The organism is Lactonifactor longoviformis, assembly GCF_042848515.1.
Lineage (GTDB): Bacteria > Bacillota > Clostridia > Lachnospirales > Lachnospiraceae > Lactonifactor > Lactonifactor longoviformis.
On the sequence record NZ_AP031453.1, the window covers coordinates 432010 to 447562 of the forward strand.

21 protein-coding genes and 2 pseudogenes are annotated in these 15553 nt (G+C 49.3%); 1 reads left to right on the forward strand and 22 read right to left on the reverse strand.

The window, feature by feature from the left end; translation table 11 throughout:
- Positions 1-89: 89 nt before the first annotated feature.
- The 12 genes and pseudogenes from ACGHCT_RS01920 to ACGHCT_RS01975 form a co-directional block, all read right to left on the reverse strand.
- On the reverse strand, positions 90-959 hold the full coding sequence (locus ACGHCT_RS01920; RefSeq protein WP_002595174.1) for a VirB6/TrbL-like conjugal transfer protein, CD1112 family: 870 nt from the start codon (positions 957-959) through the stop codon (positions 90-92).
- A 19-nt stretch (positions 960-978) separates the two neighbouring features.
- Positions 979-1062 (reverse strand): annotated as a pseudogene (locus ACGHCT_RS01925) (Maff2 family mobile element protein); the annotation flags it as partial.
- A 90-nt stretch (positions 1063-1152) separates the two neighbouring features.
- Positions 1153-2823, reverse strand: a complete 1671-nt coding sequence (locus ACGHCT_RS01930; protein ID WP_390437875.1) for a recombinase family protein — start codon at positions 2821-2823, stop codon at positions 1153-1155.
- Complete coding sequence (locus tag ACGHCT_RS01935) at positions 2824-3021, reverse strand: hypothetical protein (protein WP_003020324.1); 198 nt, start codon at positions 3019-3021, stop codon at positions 2824-2826.
- Between the two features lie 241 nt (positions 3022-3262).
- Positions 3263-4600 carry a virulence-associated E family protein gene (locus ACGHCT_RS01940; protein ID WP_119243030.1) on the reverse strand — a complete coding sequence of 446 codons (1338 nt, stop codon included), beginning with the start codon at positions 4598-4600 and terminating at the stop codon, positions 3263-3265.
- Positions 4569-5213 (reverse strand): CHC2 zinc finger domain-containing protein, encoded by a 645-nt coding sequence (locus ACGHCT_RS01945; protein ID WP_085532317.1) that lies wholly within the window; start codon positions 5211-5213, stop codon positions 4569-4571. Before ACGHCT_RS01945 ends, ACGHCT_RS01940 begins: the two co-directional genes overlap by 32 nt.
- A gap of 65 nt (positions 5214-5278) precedes the next feature.
- Complete coding sequence (mobQ, locus tag ACGHCT_RS01950) at positions 5279-6859, reverse strand: MobQ family relaxase (protein ID WP_390437878.1); 1581 nt, start codon at positions 6857-6859, stop codon at positions 5279-5281.
- A 183-nt stretch (positions 6860-7042) separates the two neighbouring features.
- Positions 7043-7252, reverse strand: a complete 210-nt coding sequence (locus ACGHCT_RS01955) for a hypothetical protein (RefSeq protein WP_015573978.1) — start codon at positions 7250-7252, stop codon at positions 7043-7045.
- 33 nt (positions 7253-7285) lie between these two features.
- Complete coding sequence (locus ACGHCT_RS01960) at positions 7286-7456, reverse strand: hypothetical protein (RefSeq protein WP_162599048.1); 171 nt, start codon at positions 7454-7456, stop codon at positions 7286-7288.
- A 299-nt stretch (positions 7457-7755) separates the two neighbouring features.
- Positions 7756-8052, reverse strand: coding sequence for a DUF3847 domain-containing protein (locus ACGHCT_RS01965; RefSeq protein ID WP_097786106.1), 297 nt, complete (start codon positions 8050-8052; stop codon positions 7756-7758).
- The gene (locus ACGHCT_RS01970) at positions 8045-8386 is read right to left on the reverse strand and encodes a DeoR family transcriptional regulator (RefSeq protein WP_118596863.1); all 342 of its coding nucleotides are present in this window, start codon (positions 8384-8386) and stop codon (positions 8045-8047) included. The genes ACGHCT_RS01965 and ACGHCT_RS01970 overlap by 8 nt, the downstream gene beginning before the upstream one ends.
- Positions 8383-8571, reverse strand: coding sequence for a hypothetical protein (locus ACGHCT_RS01975; RefSeq protein WP_005930722.1), 189 nt, complete (start codon positions 8569-8571; stop codon positions 8383-8385). Before ACGHCT_RS01975 ends, ACGHCT_RS01970 begins: the two co-directional genes overlap by 4 nt.
- A 483-nt stretch (positions 8572-9054) precedes the next feature.
- Here ACGHCT_RS01975 and ACGHCT_RS01980 point away from each other — a divergent pair, with 483 nt between their 5' ends.
- On the forward strand, positions 9055-9861 hold the full coding sequence (locus ACGHCT_RS01980) for a helix-turn-helix domain-containing protein (protein ID WP_117534455.1): 807 nt from the start codon (positions 9055-9057) through the stop codon (positions 9859-9861).
- A gap of 101 nt (positions 9862-9962) precedes the next feature.
- Here the strand turns inward: ACGHCT_RS01980 and ACGHCT_RS01985 are convergent, their stop codons facing one another.
- The 10 genes and pseudogenes from ACGHCT_RS01985 to ACGHCT_RS02030 form a co-directional block, all read right to left on the reverse strand.
- Complete coding sequence (locus ACGHCT_RS01985; protein WP_118633825.1) at positions 9963-10727, reverse strand: MBL fold metallo-hydrolase; 765 nt, start codon at positions 10725-10727, stop codon at positions 9963-9965.
- 26 nt (positions 10728-10753) lie between these two features.
- A complete protein-coding gene (locus ACGHCT_RS01990; protein ID WP_390437884.1) occupies positions 10754-11131 on the reverse strand; it encodes a TnpV protein in 378 nt (125 codons plus the stop codon).
- The gene (locus tag ACGHCT_RS01995; protein WP_390437886.1) at positions 11091-11453 is read right to left on the reverse strand and encodes a helix-turn-helix domain-containing protein; all 363 of its coding nucleotides are present in this window, start codon (positions 11451-11453) and stop codon (positions 11091-11093) included. The genes ACGHCT_RS01990 and ACGHCT_RS01995 overlap by 41 nt, the downstream gene beginning before the upstream one ends.
- Before the next feature lie 65 nt (positions 11454-11518).
- Positions 11519-11677 carry a Maff2 family mobile element protein gene (locus ACGHCT_RS02000; protein WP_009243792.1) on the reverse strand — a complete coding sequence of 53 codons (159 nt, stop codon included), beginning with the start codon at positions 11675-11677 and terminating at the stop codon, positions 11519-11521.
- 417 nt (positions 11678-12094) lie between these two features.
- Positions 12095-12265: a hypothetical protein gene (locus ACGHCT_RS02005; RefSeq protein ID WP_002569167.1), complete on the reverse strand. Its 171-nt coding sequence runs from the start codon at positions 12263-12265 to the stop codon at positions 12095-12097.
- Positions 12252-13106, reverse strand: a pseudogene (locus ACGHCT_RS02010) (VirD4-like conjugal transfer protein, CD1115 family); the annotation flags it as partial. The pseudogene ACGHCT_RS02010 and the gene ACGHCT_RS02005, both read right to left, overlap by 14 nt.
- 86 nt (positions 13107-13192) lie before the next feature.
- The gene (locus tag ACGHCT_RS02015; RefSeq protein ID WP_118700993.1) at positions 13193-13558 is read right to left on the reverse strand and encodes a hypothetical protein; all 366 of its coding nucleotides are present in this window, start codon (positions 13556-13558) and stop codon (positions 13193-13195) included.
- Positions 13559-13635: 77 nt separating this feature from the next.
- Entirely contained in the window at positions 13636-13830 is a 195-nt protein-coding gene (locus tag ACGHCT_RS02020; RefSeq protein ID WP_024724753.1) for a transposon-encoded TnpW family protein, read from the reverse strand.
- Positions 13831-13873: 43 nt separating this feature from the next.
- Positions 13874-14737: an ATP-binding protein gene (locus ACGHCT_RS02025; protein ID WP_186997553.1), complete on the reverse strand. Its 864-nt coding sequence runs from the start codon at positions 14735-14737 to the stop codon at positions 13874-13876.
- Positions 14734-15468, reverse strand: coding sequence for a phage replisome organizer N-terminal domain-containing protein (locus ACGHCT_RS02030; RefSeq protein ID WP_390437889.1), 735 nt, complete (start codon positions 15466-15468; stop codon positions 14734-14736). Before ACGHCT_RS02030 ends, ACGHCT_RS02025 begins: the two co-directional genes overlap by 4 nt.
- Positions 15469-15553: the final 85 nt, after the last annotated feature.

Genomic DNA, 15553 nt, shown 5'->3' on the forward strand with positions numbered 1-15553 from the left:
CCGTATTATATGGGGGTTATCCGCGTCAAGGTCGGGTCGTATTTTCGCCGCTTCGCTCTGAAAATCTCCACCCTGCCCTTGACACGCCGCTAATGCGCGGAGAATATCGACTTCGCCAGTGCGCCGGATTTGAACAGGGAGAAACAGAGGATAACGGTATAGGCTGCAAGGGAGAATATCGCGCTGTGCAGATTGTCCGCTATTATCATGTTGTTTACCAGAACCGCGTAAATGCCGACGCATATCATAATGAGGAAGCCTTGAAAACCGATAGCGAACAGGGATTTGAGGTAGTTGTTTCCTATCTGCCCCCATTCCCGGTTCGTCATTGTTGCAAACGGGATAGGCGATACCGAACAGTAAAGGTAAATCTCTATCATGCGCCCGTAGAGGATAACGGTTATCAGTACGGACATGATTTTCATGCACAAGCTCACAAGGCTTGTTTCCATGACAAGTAAGAGCAGTTCGGGGATTTCCATAGCGTCAAGCCCGTCCTGCATGGAAGCAAGGGCGGCGGCAACATCAATCTCTGTGCTGCCGCCGATTACCCCCGCCGCGCCGGAAACAACGTGCTGCGCCATATCGAACACCGCCATAGTGATGTCAAAGGTGTGCGTCACAAGGTAGACTGCCACAAACGCCTTGAACACCCACTTGAAGAACATGGAAGTGTCAACGTCGTGCATATTGTTCTTTTCCGTTACCATGCTGATAAGCTCATAGCATAGGACGTAGGTAATGACAAGCCCCGCAATGGGTACGATTACATTCTCACTAAGGGTCTGTATCATGGAGAATATATTTGCGTTCCACCCTTGCGGGGTCTGCCCTACCTCTGCGGCGATAGTGCCGACTTTCTCGTTTACGTCCCCGAACATAGTTGACAGATTACCGTTTATGGCTCCTATGAGGATTTCCTTTATCCATTCGTTAATCGCGTCAAGTATGCTCTGCATAAGCCTTTACCCGCGCTTCTTAACCGAACAAGCCGGAAAGCAGCGGTACAAGGGTCATGCCGATAAGGGCAACGCCGCCGCCCGCCATAAGCTGTTTTATCCCCAATTAGGTGTAAAACTCTGCTCGATGGCGGGCGGCGGCGTACAAAAAATCTATATGGTGTTTTTAAGAGAACCGTCCCGGCGGGACAGGTCAGGCAGTGACCTGTTCCACCTCTGGGATGGGTTTGAGATTAAAATGAATTTCGATAGAAATGTGTCTTGTTTTATCTTCGTCAATGCGCTCATGCACGACGATTTCTTTGATTAAGCGGTTGAGGGTGGCTGCGTCCAGCTCTGTGATATTGGCGTATTCCTGAATGGCTTCCACCCATTGTTTTGCGTCATTGGCAAGCTGGACTTCATCGGACAGCCGCTTTCTGCCCTCGGACACTTTTGCTTTAAGCTCCGCTTGCTCGGTCTGTGTCTTTTCCAGCATGGTGTTGAAATTCTGTTCACTGATACGCCCTGCAATCATATCCTCATAAAGCCGCATTACCATTTTGTCCAGAACCTCAATCCGTTCCTCGTCCCTTGTGAGGGAGCGTTCCATTGCTTCCCGCTGTTCCCGCTGCTCGGCTTCACAGGTATTGGTCAAGCGGTCGGCAACCGCTTCCCCGTCCATCAGGGCGGCTCTGGCACATTCCCGGATTTTCCGCAGCACATGGCTGTAAAGGGTGTCATAATCAATCCGGTGCTGGGTGCAGTGGTTCTTTCCAAAGGCATTGTAGGTTTTGCAGGAGTAAATCTGCTGGGGATGTTTTGCGTTTGTGTAGCGTATCGTCAGTGACTTCCCACACTCACCGCATTTTATCAGTCCGGCAAACAGGCTGATTTCATTGGTCTGCCCCGGACGCTGGCGGGATTTCAGCTTGTTCTGCACAATGTCAAAGCTCATGCGGTCAATCAGCGGTTCATGCTGTCCCTCCACCACAATCCAGTCCTCCGGCTTCTTTTCCCCAATCGTGCCGATTTTGAAACGGTAGTCCTTTTTCTGGGAAGCAATCGCCCCGGTGTAGACGGGATTCATCAAAAGGTCTTTGATAACGGAGAAGTCCCACATATATCGCCCGTTTTCCGGGTCTTTCTTTTCCCATTTGGTGCGGGTATTGCGAAGCCCCCGTTCCCGGTTCCACCATGTGGGGCAGGGGATTTTTTCTTCCTCCAGCCGTCTGCGGATATAGTTCGGACCATGACTGTTTAGGGCATATCCGAAAATCAGCCGCACAATCGGGGCGGTTTCCTCGTCAATGAGCAGATGGTTTTTGTCCTCCGGGTCTTTCCGATACCCGAACGGGGCAAGACACCCGGTAAACTGTCCTTTCTGCGCTTTCAGAAGATAAGAGGAATGGACTTTCTTGGAAATATCCTTGCTGTACATCTCGTTCAGGATATTCTTGAACGGGGCAATATCGTTGTTATCACGCAGGGTGTCGATACCGTCATTCATGGCGATATAGCGGACACCGTTTCTTGGGAAAAAGTCCTCAATCAAATGCCCGGTTTGCAGATAGTTACGCCCCAGTCGGCTGAGGTCTTTCGTGATGACAAGGTTGATTTGCCTGCGCTCAATGGCTCTCAACATTCTCTGTAAATCAGGACGCTCCATATTAAGACCTGTGAAGCCATCGTCCTGATAGACTGCCACAACCTCCCATCCCTGCTTTTCGCAGTATTTTTCCAGCATATCACGCTGGTTTGCGATACTGGCACTTTCGCCTTGCAGGTCATCGTCCTTTGACAGCCTGCAATAGACCGCTGCACGATACCCTCCGGCAAGTGCTGAACCGATTGTTCTGTATTCCATTTCGTTCATCATAGCCATTTACCCACACAATCCAGACGGTATCTGGCTCTTTTGAACCTCATCTTCATTATAGCTCATATCTTTCCTTTTAGCAAGATATTCTTTCGTATTTGTCTTACCGTATTTCTGGGAAATCAGGCTGACGAACACATCGGTTGCGTCAAGCTCCCCGTCAAACACCGTAGTCACATGAATCTCTGTTTTGTTTTTTGCCATAGGCAGTTATCCTCCATACATGAAAATAGCCAGACAGAGGGTGTCGGCAACGAAGTCCGGCAACGGGCTTCAAAAGACCTTGCAAACAATCTCAATCTGGCGATGGTTACTATTTATACTTTTCTTTTATTTTTCTGTTGTTTTGGTTGTCATAGGGGAGAAAAGCCGATAGTTTCGGGATTTTCCCCGGCAACCGGCTCGGCAACGGGATAGCAACAGGGGGTGCAACGGGCTGCCATTTTCAGAATGGAAGCTCCATCTGTTCTGTGACCTCCACAAAACCGTCCATCGTTTTTTCAGACGGGTTGCCGGAGTCCGTTGCCGGGTTTTCACGCTCCCAGCCCTTTTGTCTGCCATATTCTGAAAACATTCTTGGGTTCGGGAAGTACCGCCAGCGGTCAATGCACTGGTTCATAATCTCGTTGATTTCCCGGATTTCCCATTGCTTCGGTTCGTCAAAGGCATGGTTCAAGGCTTCCTTGTAGAGCTGCTTGGAACAGACCATGCTCCCGGTGTACTTATCAAGATACGCCTGTATCATTCCGGCTTTGGTGTCCTCCGGCATAAAATCCCGCTGGTGTTCTTTGAGATACCGCTGCATGGCGGGGCTGAAAGCCAGCTTGAACCTGCCGCTTCGGTAAATCTCCATAGCTTCCGCCCACATCTGCTCGATATAGGCTCTGGAAGCGGCTTCGTCCTCCAAAATATGAACCTCGGCTTGCTCCGGGTAAACCATGACGGGGATAAAGCGGCGGTTGCCGGAACGGTCAAGGGGCAGGAAGTCAAGGGCATTGGAAGTGCCGCCAAACACGCACTGACGGGGGCGGTCTGCCGGGTGGGTTTCATAGGGTATCTTGTAGACCTCCTTCTGCCGGCTTAAAAATGACTTGATTTCTTCGATGCTCTTGGCGTTTGCGGTTGCCATCATTTCCGACATTTCGATCATCCAGTGACCTTGCAGCTTGCGGTACACATTGTCATCGTCCAGCTTCCGCAAATCATCGGAGAACCACTCGTCCCGGACTGCCAGCAGACGGAAGAAGGTGGACTTGCCAGCCCCCTGACCGCCTACCAGACAGAGCATGATTTCAAATTTGCATCCCGGCTGAAAGGCTCGTGAGATTGCACCCAGCAGGAACAGCTTCAACGCTTCATAGGTGTAATCGTCTGCGTCAGCCCCCAGAAAGTGCCGCAGGCAGAAACGGATTCGCTCTGTCCCATCCCACACAAGGGTATTGAGATAGTCCCGGATGGGATGGTACTTGTTTTCATTCGCCACAATCCCGATGGCATTATCAATCTTTTTCTCATTGGTAAGCCCATAGGTTTCTTCCAGATAAAGAAGCAGATACTTCATGTCCGTATCGTTCAGGGCGGTGCTTTCTCTGTGGAAGCCGATGGGCTTTATGATGTCCTTGCGGTCGGTCAGGATGTTGTATGCGATAGCCCCGGAAAGCAGAGGGTCACGCTGGAATACGGTCAGGCAGTTCCGTATGCTCTGACGGACACCGCCTTTCTCGGTAGTTTCCAGCCCCGCCTTGATTTCCTCAACGCTCTGTGGCGGCTGCATGGCGTTCATGGTGTTTTTTAGTTCTTGCTGCGTCTGCGGCTGCAAACTCTGCCATTCGTTGTTCAAGCTGTATCACATCCTTTCCGTAGTCCGTAATCAAAGCCGCTTTTTCCTCTGTCTCCCCGAACAGCAGCACATCCAGCAGATATTCCACTTGGGCTTGCTTCTGTAAGGCTTCCACAAACCGGGGATGAAAGGCTTCCTCCGGGGAGTGCGGGACATAATCCTTTCTCCATGCCCGAAGCAGGTGGAGATAATCGGCAAGGATACGGGAGCAGCGGTTCTTTGCTTCCTGAAACTGTTCCTCCGGGGATTTCTGCCGGGGCTTGGGCTTTTTTACCTTTCCCGGCGGCTTCCAGTCCTCATAGGAAATTCCAAAGTCCTGTGCCAGTTGTACGGCGGCTTCTTTCTTTCCCAGCCCATACAGAGCGGCGGCAAAATCAATCACATCCCCATCCGTACCGCAGCCGAAGCAGTGGTAACGCCGATCCAGCTTCATGCTTGGGGTTTTATCGTTATGGAACGGGCAACAAGCCATCCCGTTCCGACCTACATGGATTCCATAATGCTCCGCAGCCTGTCTTGTTGTGACGGACTGCTTCACAGCTTCAAATACATTCAAATCTATCCCTCCTTGAAAATAAGAAAAGCACCTGACATTCTCTGATTGAAAATGGCAAGTGCCTGTTAAAGTTCCATATCCTGTTGTCTGTGTTTCGCCTGTGCCGGGGCGGTTCTTTGTGCTTTTTTCTCGTCTGCCTTATCCTGCAAGACTTCCTTGATGGGCTGCTTCTTGGGCGGCTCTTTGCTTTCCTCTGTGCCGGGTGTGGCTTTCCGTACCCAGTAGCGGATGTCCCGCAGCTTCTTCAAATCCTCCTGTACCTCGGTCAGCGGTACTTTCAGTTCTGCGATTTCGCTGAGAAGCGTTTCCTGCTCCTCTTGCAGCTCCTTTTGGGTACTGTCCTTATCGTCCGGGTGCTTGGCAAGGTAGGCGGCGGCTTTCTCATACCGGGCAACCTCCGGGTGTTCCTGTTTGAATTTCTCCTTTGTTTTCTTAAAAAATATCTTCTGGTACTTCTCATAGACAGCCTTACATTCTTTGCAGTCTGTCCGGCTGGCAAGAATCCCGTCAATCACTTTGCTGCGGGCTTCCTTTGGCTTCATCTGATTGCGGTAATCGGCGGCTGATTTCCCGGACGCTTCCAGAAACGCTTCTAAGTCCTCCACAGTGGAAAGTCCCTTTTGCCGGAGATAGGACAATGCTTCGCTGACTGCCTTTAAGTCCTGTGAAGTCCCCCGGTTCTGTCCAGCCCTTGTCCAGTCCCTCCGTTCTTCTTTTCGTATCTCCATATACTTCATCAGCAGATTGGGAAGAAGTGTCGCTTCCTCCGCCGTTTTTTGTGCAAGCAGCTCTTTCCGTTTTTCTCCCAGTTCGGTAATCCAGCCTTTGAGGTTTTGAATGAGCTGCCGAATGGACTGCATCAGGCGGTTGGCGGCTTTGATTTCCCGGTTCAGGTTGCCGATATTCGTCTGGATACCACGCTTTTCCATCTGCTGGACAGCAGCCCCCTCATGGACAGTGGGGATAATATCAAGCCCCTGTCTGGCATAGGAACGCAAGTCCACACGCTCCGGGCGGTCATTGGCTTCCAGATAGCGGTTCTGGATGACCTCCCATTCATGCCGCCAGATTTCACAATACTTCTGGTCGTTCCAATCAACCGTATCCTCCTTGTGGCTTTTCCACCTGCCGGACGGAAGTTTTATCCGTTCTCCGCTTTCATCAAGGTCATAAACCTTGCGGCTCTTGGGAAGCCATTTCCCATGTTCGTCCATTGCCCTCATAGTGAGCAGGACATGGGCGTGGGGATTGTGTCCCGGCGGATGGGGGTCATGGATTGCAAAATCAGCAATCATGCCTTTGGAAACAAACTGCTGCTCACAAAACTCCCGGACAAGGACAGCATACTGGTCGGGCGGTATCTCTCTGGGGATGGTAAGCACCCACCGCCTTGCAAGCTGGGAGTTCCATTGTTTTTCCACCGCTTCGGCGGCGTTCCACAAAGTATTGCGGTCTGCATACTCCGGCGGGGCATTTGCCGGGAGCAGGATTTCATTGTGGACGATACCACGCTTTTCCGGGTAGTGCTTCACTTGCTGGTCGTATTCACAGAACAGCTTTTCGCCGCTTTGGTAAGCAGCGGCGGCAACCGCAGACTGTCGCTGGCTGCGCTGAACAATCGTGATTTCGTTGTGTGGGCAGGGCATTTCGTGTCCCTCCTTTCGGTAATTGGTGGATGGGGTGGCGTTTTACCACCTCATTTTGGCAGAAAAAAAGCAGGAGACCTTTTTCAGATTTCCTGCTCGGTGTGCCGCTATGTGGGCGGCGGGTATTTAATTGTAAAAGTTCGGGGCAAATTGACCCGATGTGCGGATGGTAAACTGGGATTGTTAATTTGGAACAGGTCCTATAATGCCAACTGCTATTGCATCAATAAAAAGCACAAATGCTATTACACAAACAATTAAAATAGTTGTAATGACTTTAATAATAAGTTGTTGATTTTTACGTAAATCACTCTTACTGACAATTCTTAGGACAAAAATCAAAACAAAGATGATGATAAGAGAAATAATATTATAAAGAATTACTGTTTTCATCTGTGTATCCTCCTTTTCCTTATCAATTCCGACTTACAGAATACCTGTTATTGAAATAATTGCACAAGCACAGGCAAAAATGCCCATACATAAAGAGGCAATTACCCATTTCTTTTTCTTCTGTTTGTGATATTCCATTGCATTAAACAATTCTTTTAAACCAAAAGCCAATACTAAAAATTGAAGTATTCTAATCATGTCCATCAATCAACTCCTTCGCCAATTTTTGATTTATTGGTAATTTTATTATACTTCATTGCCTATCGAAAAGATAGCGTATTTTATGAAACTTGTCGGCTGGGAACAACTTGCAATGCAAGATGTCCCCAGATGGCAAGTCCACAAAAGGGTAGCTGGCGGCAGCCAGCGCAGGGGAAGTGTAGCGTCCCCTGTATGATTTGGAGCAGACCATGACTGCGGAAAATCACAGCCCTCCGGCGAGGAGCCTTCGGAGAACGCAATGCACCAACCTCTGGGTGGTGTATAATTGCGCCCTTAGTAAACTAAGGGGTTTCTGGCTTCTTCCGTTCCAGCAGTTTTTTCAATAATTCCTGCGTGTCCTGTCTGTGAAAAATGAGTTTCAACAACAGCATGACATCATCATCTGTCAGGCGTTCCGGCTCTTGCAGAAAACTTTCCAGCATACCGCCACGGGTACAGAGCCGGTGCGTCCGTTCCTTTCGGGTAAGCTGCTTTAACTGGTGCTGCAATGCCTTTTCATCATTGATGGCTTTCCGCAGTTTCTTTTCGCTTTTCTCCAGCTCCCGGTTGAGCTTTTCCAGCTTTGAGGTATCAGGCAAGGGCAGCGTCCTCCTTTCCCGGTATCAGCACATAAATTCGGTTTGGTTCTCCAACGCCCTGACGCACCCGCATGATAAGTCCGGCGGTTTCCAGTTCATTCAGAGAACGCTTGACCGTCATAGAGCTGCGGGACAAGACTGCGGCAATGGCTGTAACAGGGAAGCAGACAAACAGGATTCCGTGCTCGTCCTCCTGCCCTTTGGATAGCATAGCGTCCAGCATCCGGCAGTACATGACCTTTGCGGTGCTGCTGACTGGAAATCCTGTCAACGCTATGGGAAAGGGCATACAGGGCGGCAATGGTGTGTCTATCGTCATAAATTCAAAATTCATTCGGTGTGTTCCTCCTTTTTCTTTGCTCGTTTGGATAAATAACGGGGGCAGTCAATCACAACCGCCCGGAAGCTCTGCCTGCACCCATGCTGGCATTTCCGGCATAATTCGTTGTAAGTGACACGCCCCCGGTCATTGAGGTAAAAGGAAAGCTCATGCTTCCTCTTTTTGCTCATTCTCGGCATATTGCGCTTCCTCCCGTTTTAGTGTATGGTTTCGGGGCGATTTTCGGCAAAATTACAGCCATAGAGCCGCTTAAAATCTCCCGAAGTATCAGCGATAGGGTAGACTGTCCCCCTATCAGATTGTCGTGTTTCGGTATCATTTCGGTGTCAGTTCGCCAGTTCTCCCCGGTGTCGTTCCTCCCCTGAATCTCACAGCGGCGTATCGCTCCCTTTGGTATGCTCGTTTTGGTAAGGGTTCCTCCATATCCCTGCCAAAAGTCATGGCACTACATCGCCGGGGAAGCATATCCCACACAGGCTGGTCATTCGATTGGAATAATCCATCGATGAACTACCTGTATCATAGAACATTTTTGTGCCCTGTGCCGTATGTCCACAAAGTAGGAATTAGGAGTAAAAATCAGAAATTTCCACGATTGCGGAAAGTGTGATATAATCCAGTTAAGCGGCAGCAATGAAACCGCCGGAAAGGAGTGTGCGCCCATGAAAGGAGCAACAAGCATACAGGAACGCCTTTGGGAACTCCGCAAGGACAAAGGCTTAAATCTGGAAGAACTATCAAAGCTGACGGGTATTTCCAAATCTGCTCTCGGAAGTTATGAAAAAGAGGATTTTAAGGAAATCAATCATGGCAACCTTATCACGCTGGCAGACTTCTATGGGGTTTCCGTTGATTATCTACTGTGCCGGACAGAGAACAGGGAGCAGATCAACACGTCATTGACGGAGCTGCATTTGAATGATGAGATGGTAGCACTTCTGAAAAGCAGTCGGATTAACAACCGTCTGCTCTGTGAGCTTGCCACACATAAAGATTTTATCAAGTTTCTTGCAGACATTGAGATTTATGTGGACGGGATTGCCACCATGCAGATTCAAAATCTCAATGCACTTGTCGATACCGTCCGGCATGAAATCATTGAACGGTATCGCCCCGGCGAAGATGACCCGCATTTGAAAGTGCTGCAAGCCGCCCATATCAGCGATGATGAGTATTTTAGTCACATGGTTCTGGATGACCTCAACCTCATTATCCGGGATATTCGGGAAGCCCACAAAAAGGACAGTGAGAGTGCACCCCAGACCACCGTTGCCGATGAACTGAAAGAAAATCTGGAAGCGGTCGAAAATTTCAAGGGCAGCCGGGATGAAAAGCTGGTTGTCCTTTACTGCAAGCAACTTGGTATCAACTATAAAAATCTGTCAGATGAAGAATTCCGCTGGCTCATTCGGATTCTCAAAAAATCAAAGAAAATGGGAACGCCTATCAGCCAGAGGAAAAAACGGTAAAGAAAAACCGCCGTTGCATGGTTTGTTAGCTTCCATGTAGCAGCGGTTTTTGCTGTGGTTATTCAGTTGATTTTTTCAAAACGCAGGCTGGTATTTGTATTTCAGATATGAATTTGAAACCCTTCATAGCTGAATATGCCATTCCCTTGTTTTAATTTCCCTTCATTTGACAAATTATGAAAAGCTGTCTCTATCTTATCAATTATAGTAACTGGAATAGATAAATGATGATGTCCGGGCAAAATTCGTCTTATCTCTAAAGATTGAATTTTTCTAACAGATTTCCAAAATTCTTGCGGGTTTGTTGATGGATAAAAAGCATCAAGACAACCTCTATATATCAAATCGCCAGAATACAGATATTTTCTATCCGCTTCATAGAAACAACAATGTCCGGGAGAATGACCGGGTGTGTGAATGACTATCAATTTGCGTTTCCCTAAATCAATGCTATCTCCGTCATGTAAAAGCATTTGTGGGACACCTTGAAAAATCTGATATTGGTCTATATTGAAATCTAAAGGAAAATTGCATGGCTTGCACATAAGACTATGTTTTACTACCTGCAAAGGAATAGGAAATTTAGCTGATAGCCATTCTCTTTCTGCTTCATGGACTGCGATAAACTTAAAATATTTGTGTCCACCGATGTGATCCCAATGAATATGAGTAGTAATTACCATAATGGGCAGTTGCGTTAATGTATCTACAATTTTTCGGATATTGGAAATACCTAAACCTGTATCAATCAAAACAGCCATTTTCTCTCCACATAGAAGATAACTATGTGTTTCTTCCCAGTGCTTATATTCGCTGATGGCAAATGTATTGCAATCTATTTGTTCAACGGTAAACCAACTATCCATATACTATTCTCACTCCTACCATTCCGTTATGAATAAATCATCTCATGCAAAACAATTTCTTCTGCCCGATTATGAATGTTATTGCAACGCTGCACCCATTCCATTTGTTGGGTACGCTTCAATTCCTCGGTTACGCCCTCGGCAGTTTTCATCTGCTCCATGATGGTGTCTAACCGTTCCTGTGCCTGTTCGTTCAGGTCTGCAAGATATGTCCACAATTCTCCGGTCAGTATCAATGTGTTCAATCTGGCTGGGTGGACTTCTCTTAAATATTCCCGGTGCATCCGTCCATACTTTCCGATGGGGCGGCGTTCTTCCGGCAGCTTCAAGTCTGGGATGTAGTAATCTCCGACAAGGATATAATCAATTCCGTTTTCCGTTATTCTTGGTTTCAATTCGCTCATGTTCCTTACCTCCTGTGGAAGCAGGCTCGTCTGGTACTAACTCAATCACATCGGTAATCTCACAATTCAGCGTTTCGCAGATACGGGCTAATGTGTCCATGCTGATGTGCTTTCCCTCTTTGCTCATGTTGGCAATCATATTCGTTGTCATACCGGCGGCAAGCCTTAAATCTTCTTTTCTCATATCACGCTCTAACAGTGTATGCCAGAGTGGTTTATAGCTGATGTGCATATTGCTTTCCTGCCTTCCTATCCATACCACCGGGGCGGCTGCCCCGGCAGGAACTTTTCTCTTATTATAGCACCAATCTTGTGTAATCACAATTTATTCTTGTAGACTGCCGCTGATACCGTCTGGATTGTGCTTTTCCTTTCTTTTTGTTCCCTTTAATTAGCCATGAACTGCTTCATGCCCTGGCTCTTCGCGCCCGGATTGTCGTTGCCGTAGCCCTCCATGAGATTGATAACGCCCCAGATACCAAGCCCGGCTCCAAGTGCTACAACAAGGGTCTGCAAAACGTCTACTGCGCTATTGAAAAATGCCATAAATAAATCCTTTCTGCCGCGTCTGCGGCTGTCCGGCAAGCGGACAAAAGGCGGTCAGCGTATGCCGCCGCATAAAAAAACCGCCCTCTGGTAAAGGCGGCTGTCCCCGCGCTGCGTAAGTTCTGCGGCGCGGCGGTATTCAGTTGTAGGGGGGTGCGGCTCCTGCCGCTGTGTGCTGCGCCGGAAAGTAGGGGCGCGTATCATGTAGCCGATATTGATATATGTGATTGCTTCGATTCCTCCTTTCGGTGTCCCGCTGTGCTGCCGGACGGGTATTATTCAGACTTGCGGGAAGTGAATAGCTTGCATAGCAAGGTGTTCGCTTCCCGCAAGTTCACAAAGGGGTAGCTGCCGCAAGGCAGCGTAGGGGAAGTGTAGCTTCCCCTGTCCCCCCCTCCCCGGCGGTCTGCCATGCTGTCACTGTTGAGGGATAAGCCCCCGGCGCGTGACATACTCCGTTGCAAAACGGCGGTGTTCCGCTTCCTTTTCCCGCCAATACTCCCATAATGCAGCGTCGGCGGCTTCCGCAACATTCATTAAAAACCGTTCAAGCTGCTTTTGTTTTTCCTCTGCGCTACGTTTCCTCATGGTCTGCGTCCTCCTGTAAGTCTGCTGCGTCAATCTCGTAATAGTCAAAAACCTCGTCGGGCTTGACAATGGCGGGGCGGCGTTTAAGGTGCTTTTCCATGTCAAAGGCGTTCTTCGGGTCTGCGTCGGATAGGTACTTGTATTTCGGGTGTTTCGTTATGTCGAATTTGTCCGAAAAGAACGGGCGCACCCCGCGTAGCTGCAAGATACATTTCCCTCCGTCCATGACTGCGATTTCATCTTCCGTCATAAGCTGCTTTCCCAATTTCTGATAGTTCAGCCCATGCGAAAGCTCCCGCCCCCTTGTTTCGGAAGTGTTGAAGCTGTCTATCGTTTCCTTGCCTAAAATCTCCGATATTTCTTTGAGCGTGGTTTTTTCCTTGCCGCCCAAGAAAAGCGTGGTGTCGCAGTTGCCGACTATGGTATCGGCGTTGTCCTTGTAGATTGCCTTTAGCTGTGACTGGCTCTGCAAGATGATTGACGCGGAGATTTCCCGGCTCCGTATGGTTGCGATTAGTTTCTCAAATTTGGGGATTTGCCCGATATTCGCAAATTCATCAAGTAAGCACCGTACATGGACGGGAAGCCGCCCGCCGTATTCATCATCTGCTTTGTCGCACAAGAGGTTGAATAGCTGTGTGTAGAGAATACTCACGACAAAGTTAAAGGTGTCGTCGGTGTCGCTGATAATCACGAAAAGGGCGGTCTTTCTGTCACCTATGGTGTCAAGCTCCATTTCGTCGGTTTCCATAAGCTCCCGCAGCTCCTTAATGTCGAATGGGGCTAACCTCGCGCCGCATGAGATAAGTATGCTTTTTGCGGTCTTGCCGGAGACAAATTGTCAAGGGCTTTTTAATCAAATTCACAAAAAATCTACAAAAAAGGTGCCAGAAGCATTGTATGGCTCCTGACACCTCGTTTGATAGATTACATTTTTCCGTTCAGCAGGTCTTTGCAGAGATACGCATAGTCTGGCAGCTGGTTGATATATGGCTCCCAGCGCCGCTTGATTTCGGCCAATTCCAGCGGATCGGCTGCTTCCAGTGCATGATCGTTGCCTGTCATATATAAAACATCCGTAGCAACATCATCCAAACACCTGCTGCAGAGATCGGCGGCTGATTCGATTCTGATACCGGTATCCACATAGACTGGATTGACGCCAATCGCCAGCCAGACATAGCCTACCTTGTCCGACCAGAGCAGTTCAAAATCAGGGCTTTGCCGCAGATGTTCCGCAAAGACCTCCTTTACTCGTTCAATTTCATGCTTCTCTTTTTCTGTGTAAAGCATTTTCGTGTCCTCCTTGACAAAAATTTTGGTGCGTACCATCATCAGTTTAGCACAAGGCGGCTTCGTTTATCAGTCTGTCACATTTGCTGAATTTCATTTTTGAGCATACGCTTGATTTTATCGCTCATGGTTTCTGTGCTGGTATTGCTGAAATGGACATGAACCTTGTAGGTTGTCTTGCCGATTTTCTTTACCATCGCTGGCGTGTTTTCCGGCGCTCTGGACACAGTAGCGGCGTCTGCCGCCTGCATAGTACGGGGTTCTTTGTTCATGGCGCTCCTTTCTCCGAACGGGTCTGTGCCGCCCGGTAAAAAATCAGTCGTGCTTACTGTTTACAATGTCTTTTGCTGCCTGTCGGGTAGCACCGGCATTTTCTTCCCGGAAGTTCTTCCCGGCAAAGAGGATCGGGGCGCACCGTTCCAGGATACGGTCATAGATACGGGCGTGGGCCAGGTCGGGCGGGTTCTTGAGTTCGGCCAGCTTCAGATTGGTGGTGATTATCATGGGCCTACGGCTGCGGTAGCGGCTGTCGATGACGAAAAACATCTGCTCCATAGCATATTCGGTACTGCGCTCTACACCCAGATCGTCAATGATAAGCAGGTCGTACTCGTCAAAGCTGGCGATAAAGTCGGCCTTGTCCTCGGAAAACATCCCGGTCAGGCGGTTCAGAATGGTGGGGAAGTTCGTCATCAGCACAGGCACATCCCGGTCAAGCAGGGCGTTGGCAATACAACCGGCGAAAAAAGACTTGCCGGTTCCCACATCCCCAAACAGAAGCAGGCCGGTGTTGTTCCTGTATGCCTCCTTCCAGTTCTCCACATAGGCGCGGGCCTTGTCCATCAGAGGATTTTGGCCGTTGTCGTTGGCAAAGGTGTAGTCGTACAGATAACGGTCTTGCAAACCCTGTGCCTTTCGGCGTTTGATACGCTCCATGCGGCGCTGCCGTTCTTCAGCAGCCTTGCGCTGCTCCTCAGCCTCCCGCTGGCACTGGCAGATGCAGCGCGGCATAAAGTAGCCGGATTTCCCGAAGCATGGCACAACAGTCTGCCTCTGGCCGCCGCATTTCTTACAGTGGATGAGACCGTCTGCCGGGTCTATGTATTCGTCCCCGGCCAGTTCCACACCGGCGGCTGCCTTGTCGATCAGCGCCCGGATTTCTGCGGTAATCTCCATCATACGGTTTCATCCTCCTTTACGCTGTAATCCCGGTTGCGGGTGGGCGGGGCCGCCTTTTTCGCGTCCTTACCGGCCCAGCGCCGGATGGTGGCGGCATGGCTCTGATAACGCTTGCCGGTAGAAGCCATGTACTCGGACAGTTTTTCGATGTACTGGCCCCATACAGTGGGAAAGCTGGTCTGCAAGTCTGCCATTTCCTCGTCCGTCAGGAAAACATTCTGGTAACGGCCATAGGCGCGGGCGGAGCGTCCCTTCTCTATCTCTCTCTTTATCTCTATCTCTTTCTCTAACTCTATCTCTATCTCTGGTGGACGAATGTCGGACAAATGTCCGCCGTTTGTCCGGGGCGCGGAAAGAGCCTTATTTTGGAGCCTCGCCGCCCGCTTTCGCTCAGCCTCGGTAGAGGACTGGCCGATTAAAAGTTCGATGTTGCTCATGTAGAAGGTACCGCTGTCCAGCACTTCCACAAGGCCCAGCTTCAGGAAGATTTGCAAGGCCCTCTCCACAGTGCCGATCTGCTGGCGGGTGATGGTGGCGATCATCTGCGCCGTGTAGGGGATGTCCTCGTCAAGCTGGAGCCGCCCGCCATGTTTCAGCGATTTCAGATACAGCTTGAGCAGAATGTTGGAATACAGCACACCGTCCTGCATACTTTCCAGCAGCACGATGGAATCATCGTCAAAATAGTTTTCTTTGAGTTTCAGGTAATAATATTTTCGGTTGTCTGACATAGGGTTCCTCCTTGGGGTTTCTCTTGGGATTCTGTACGCATTTTAAGGCTATTTTAGGGGGCAGAGGATAAATCTATCAGACTGC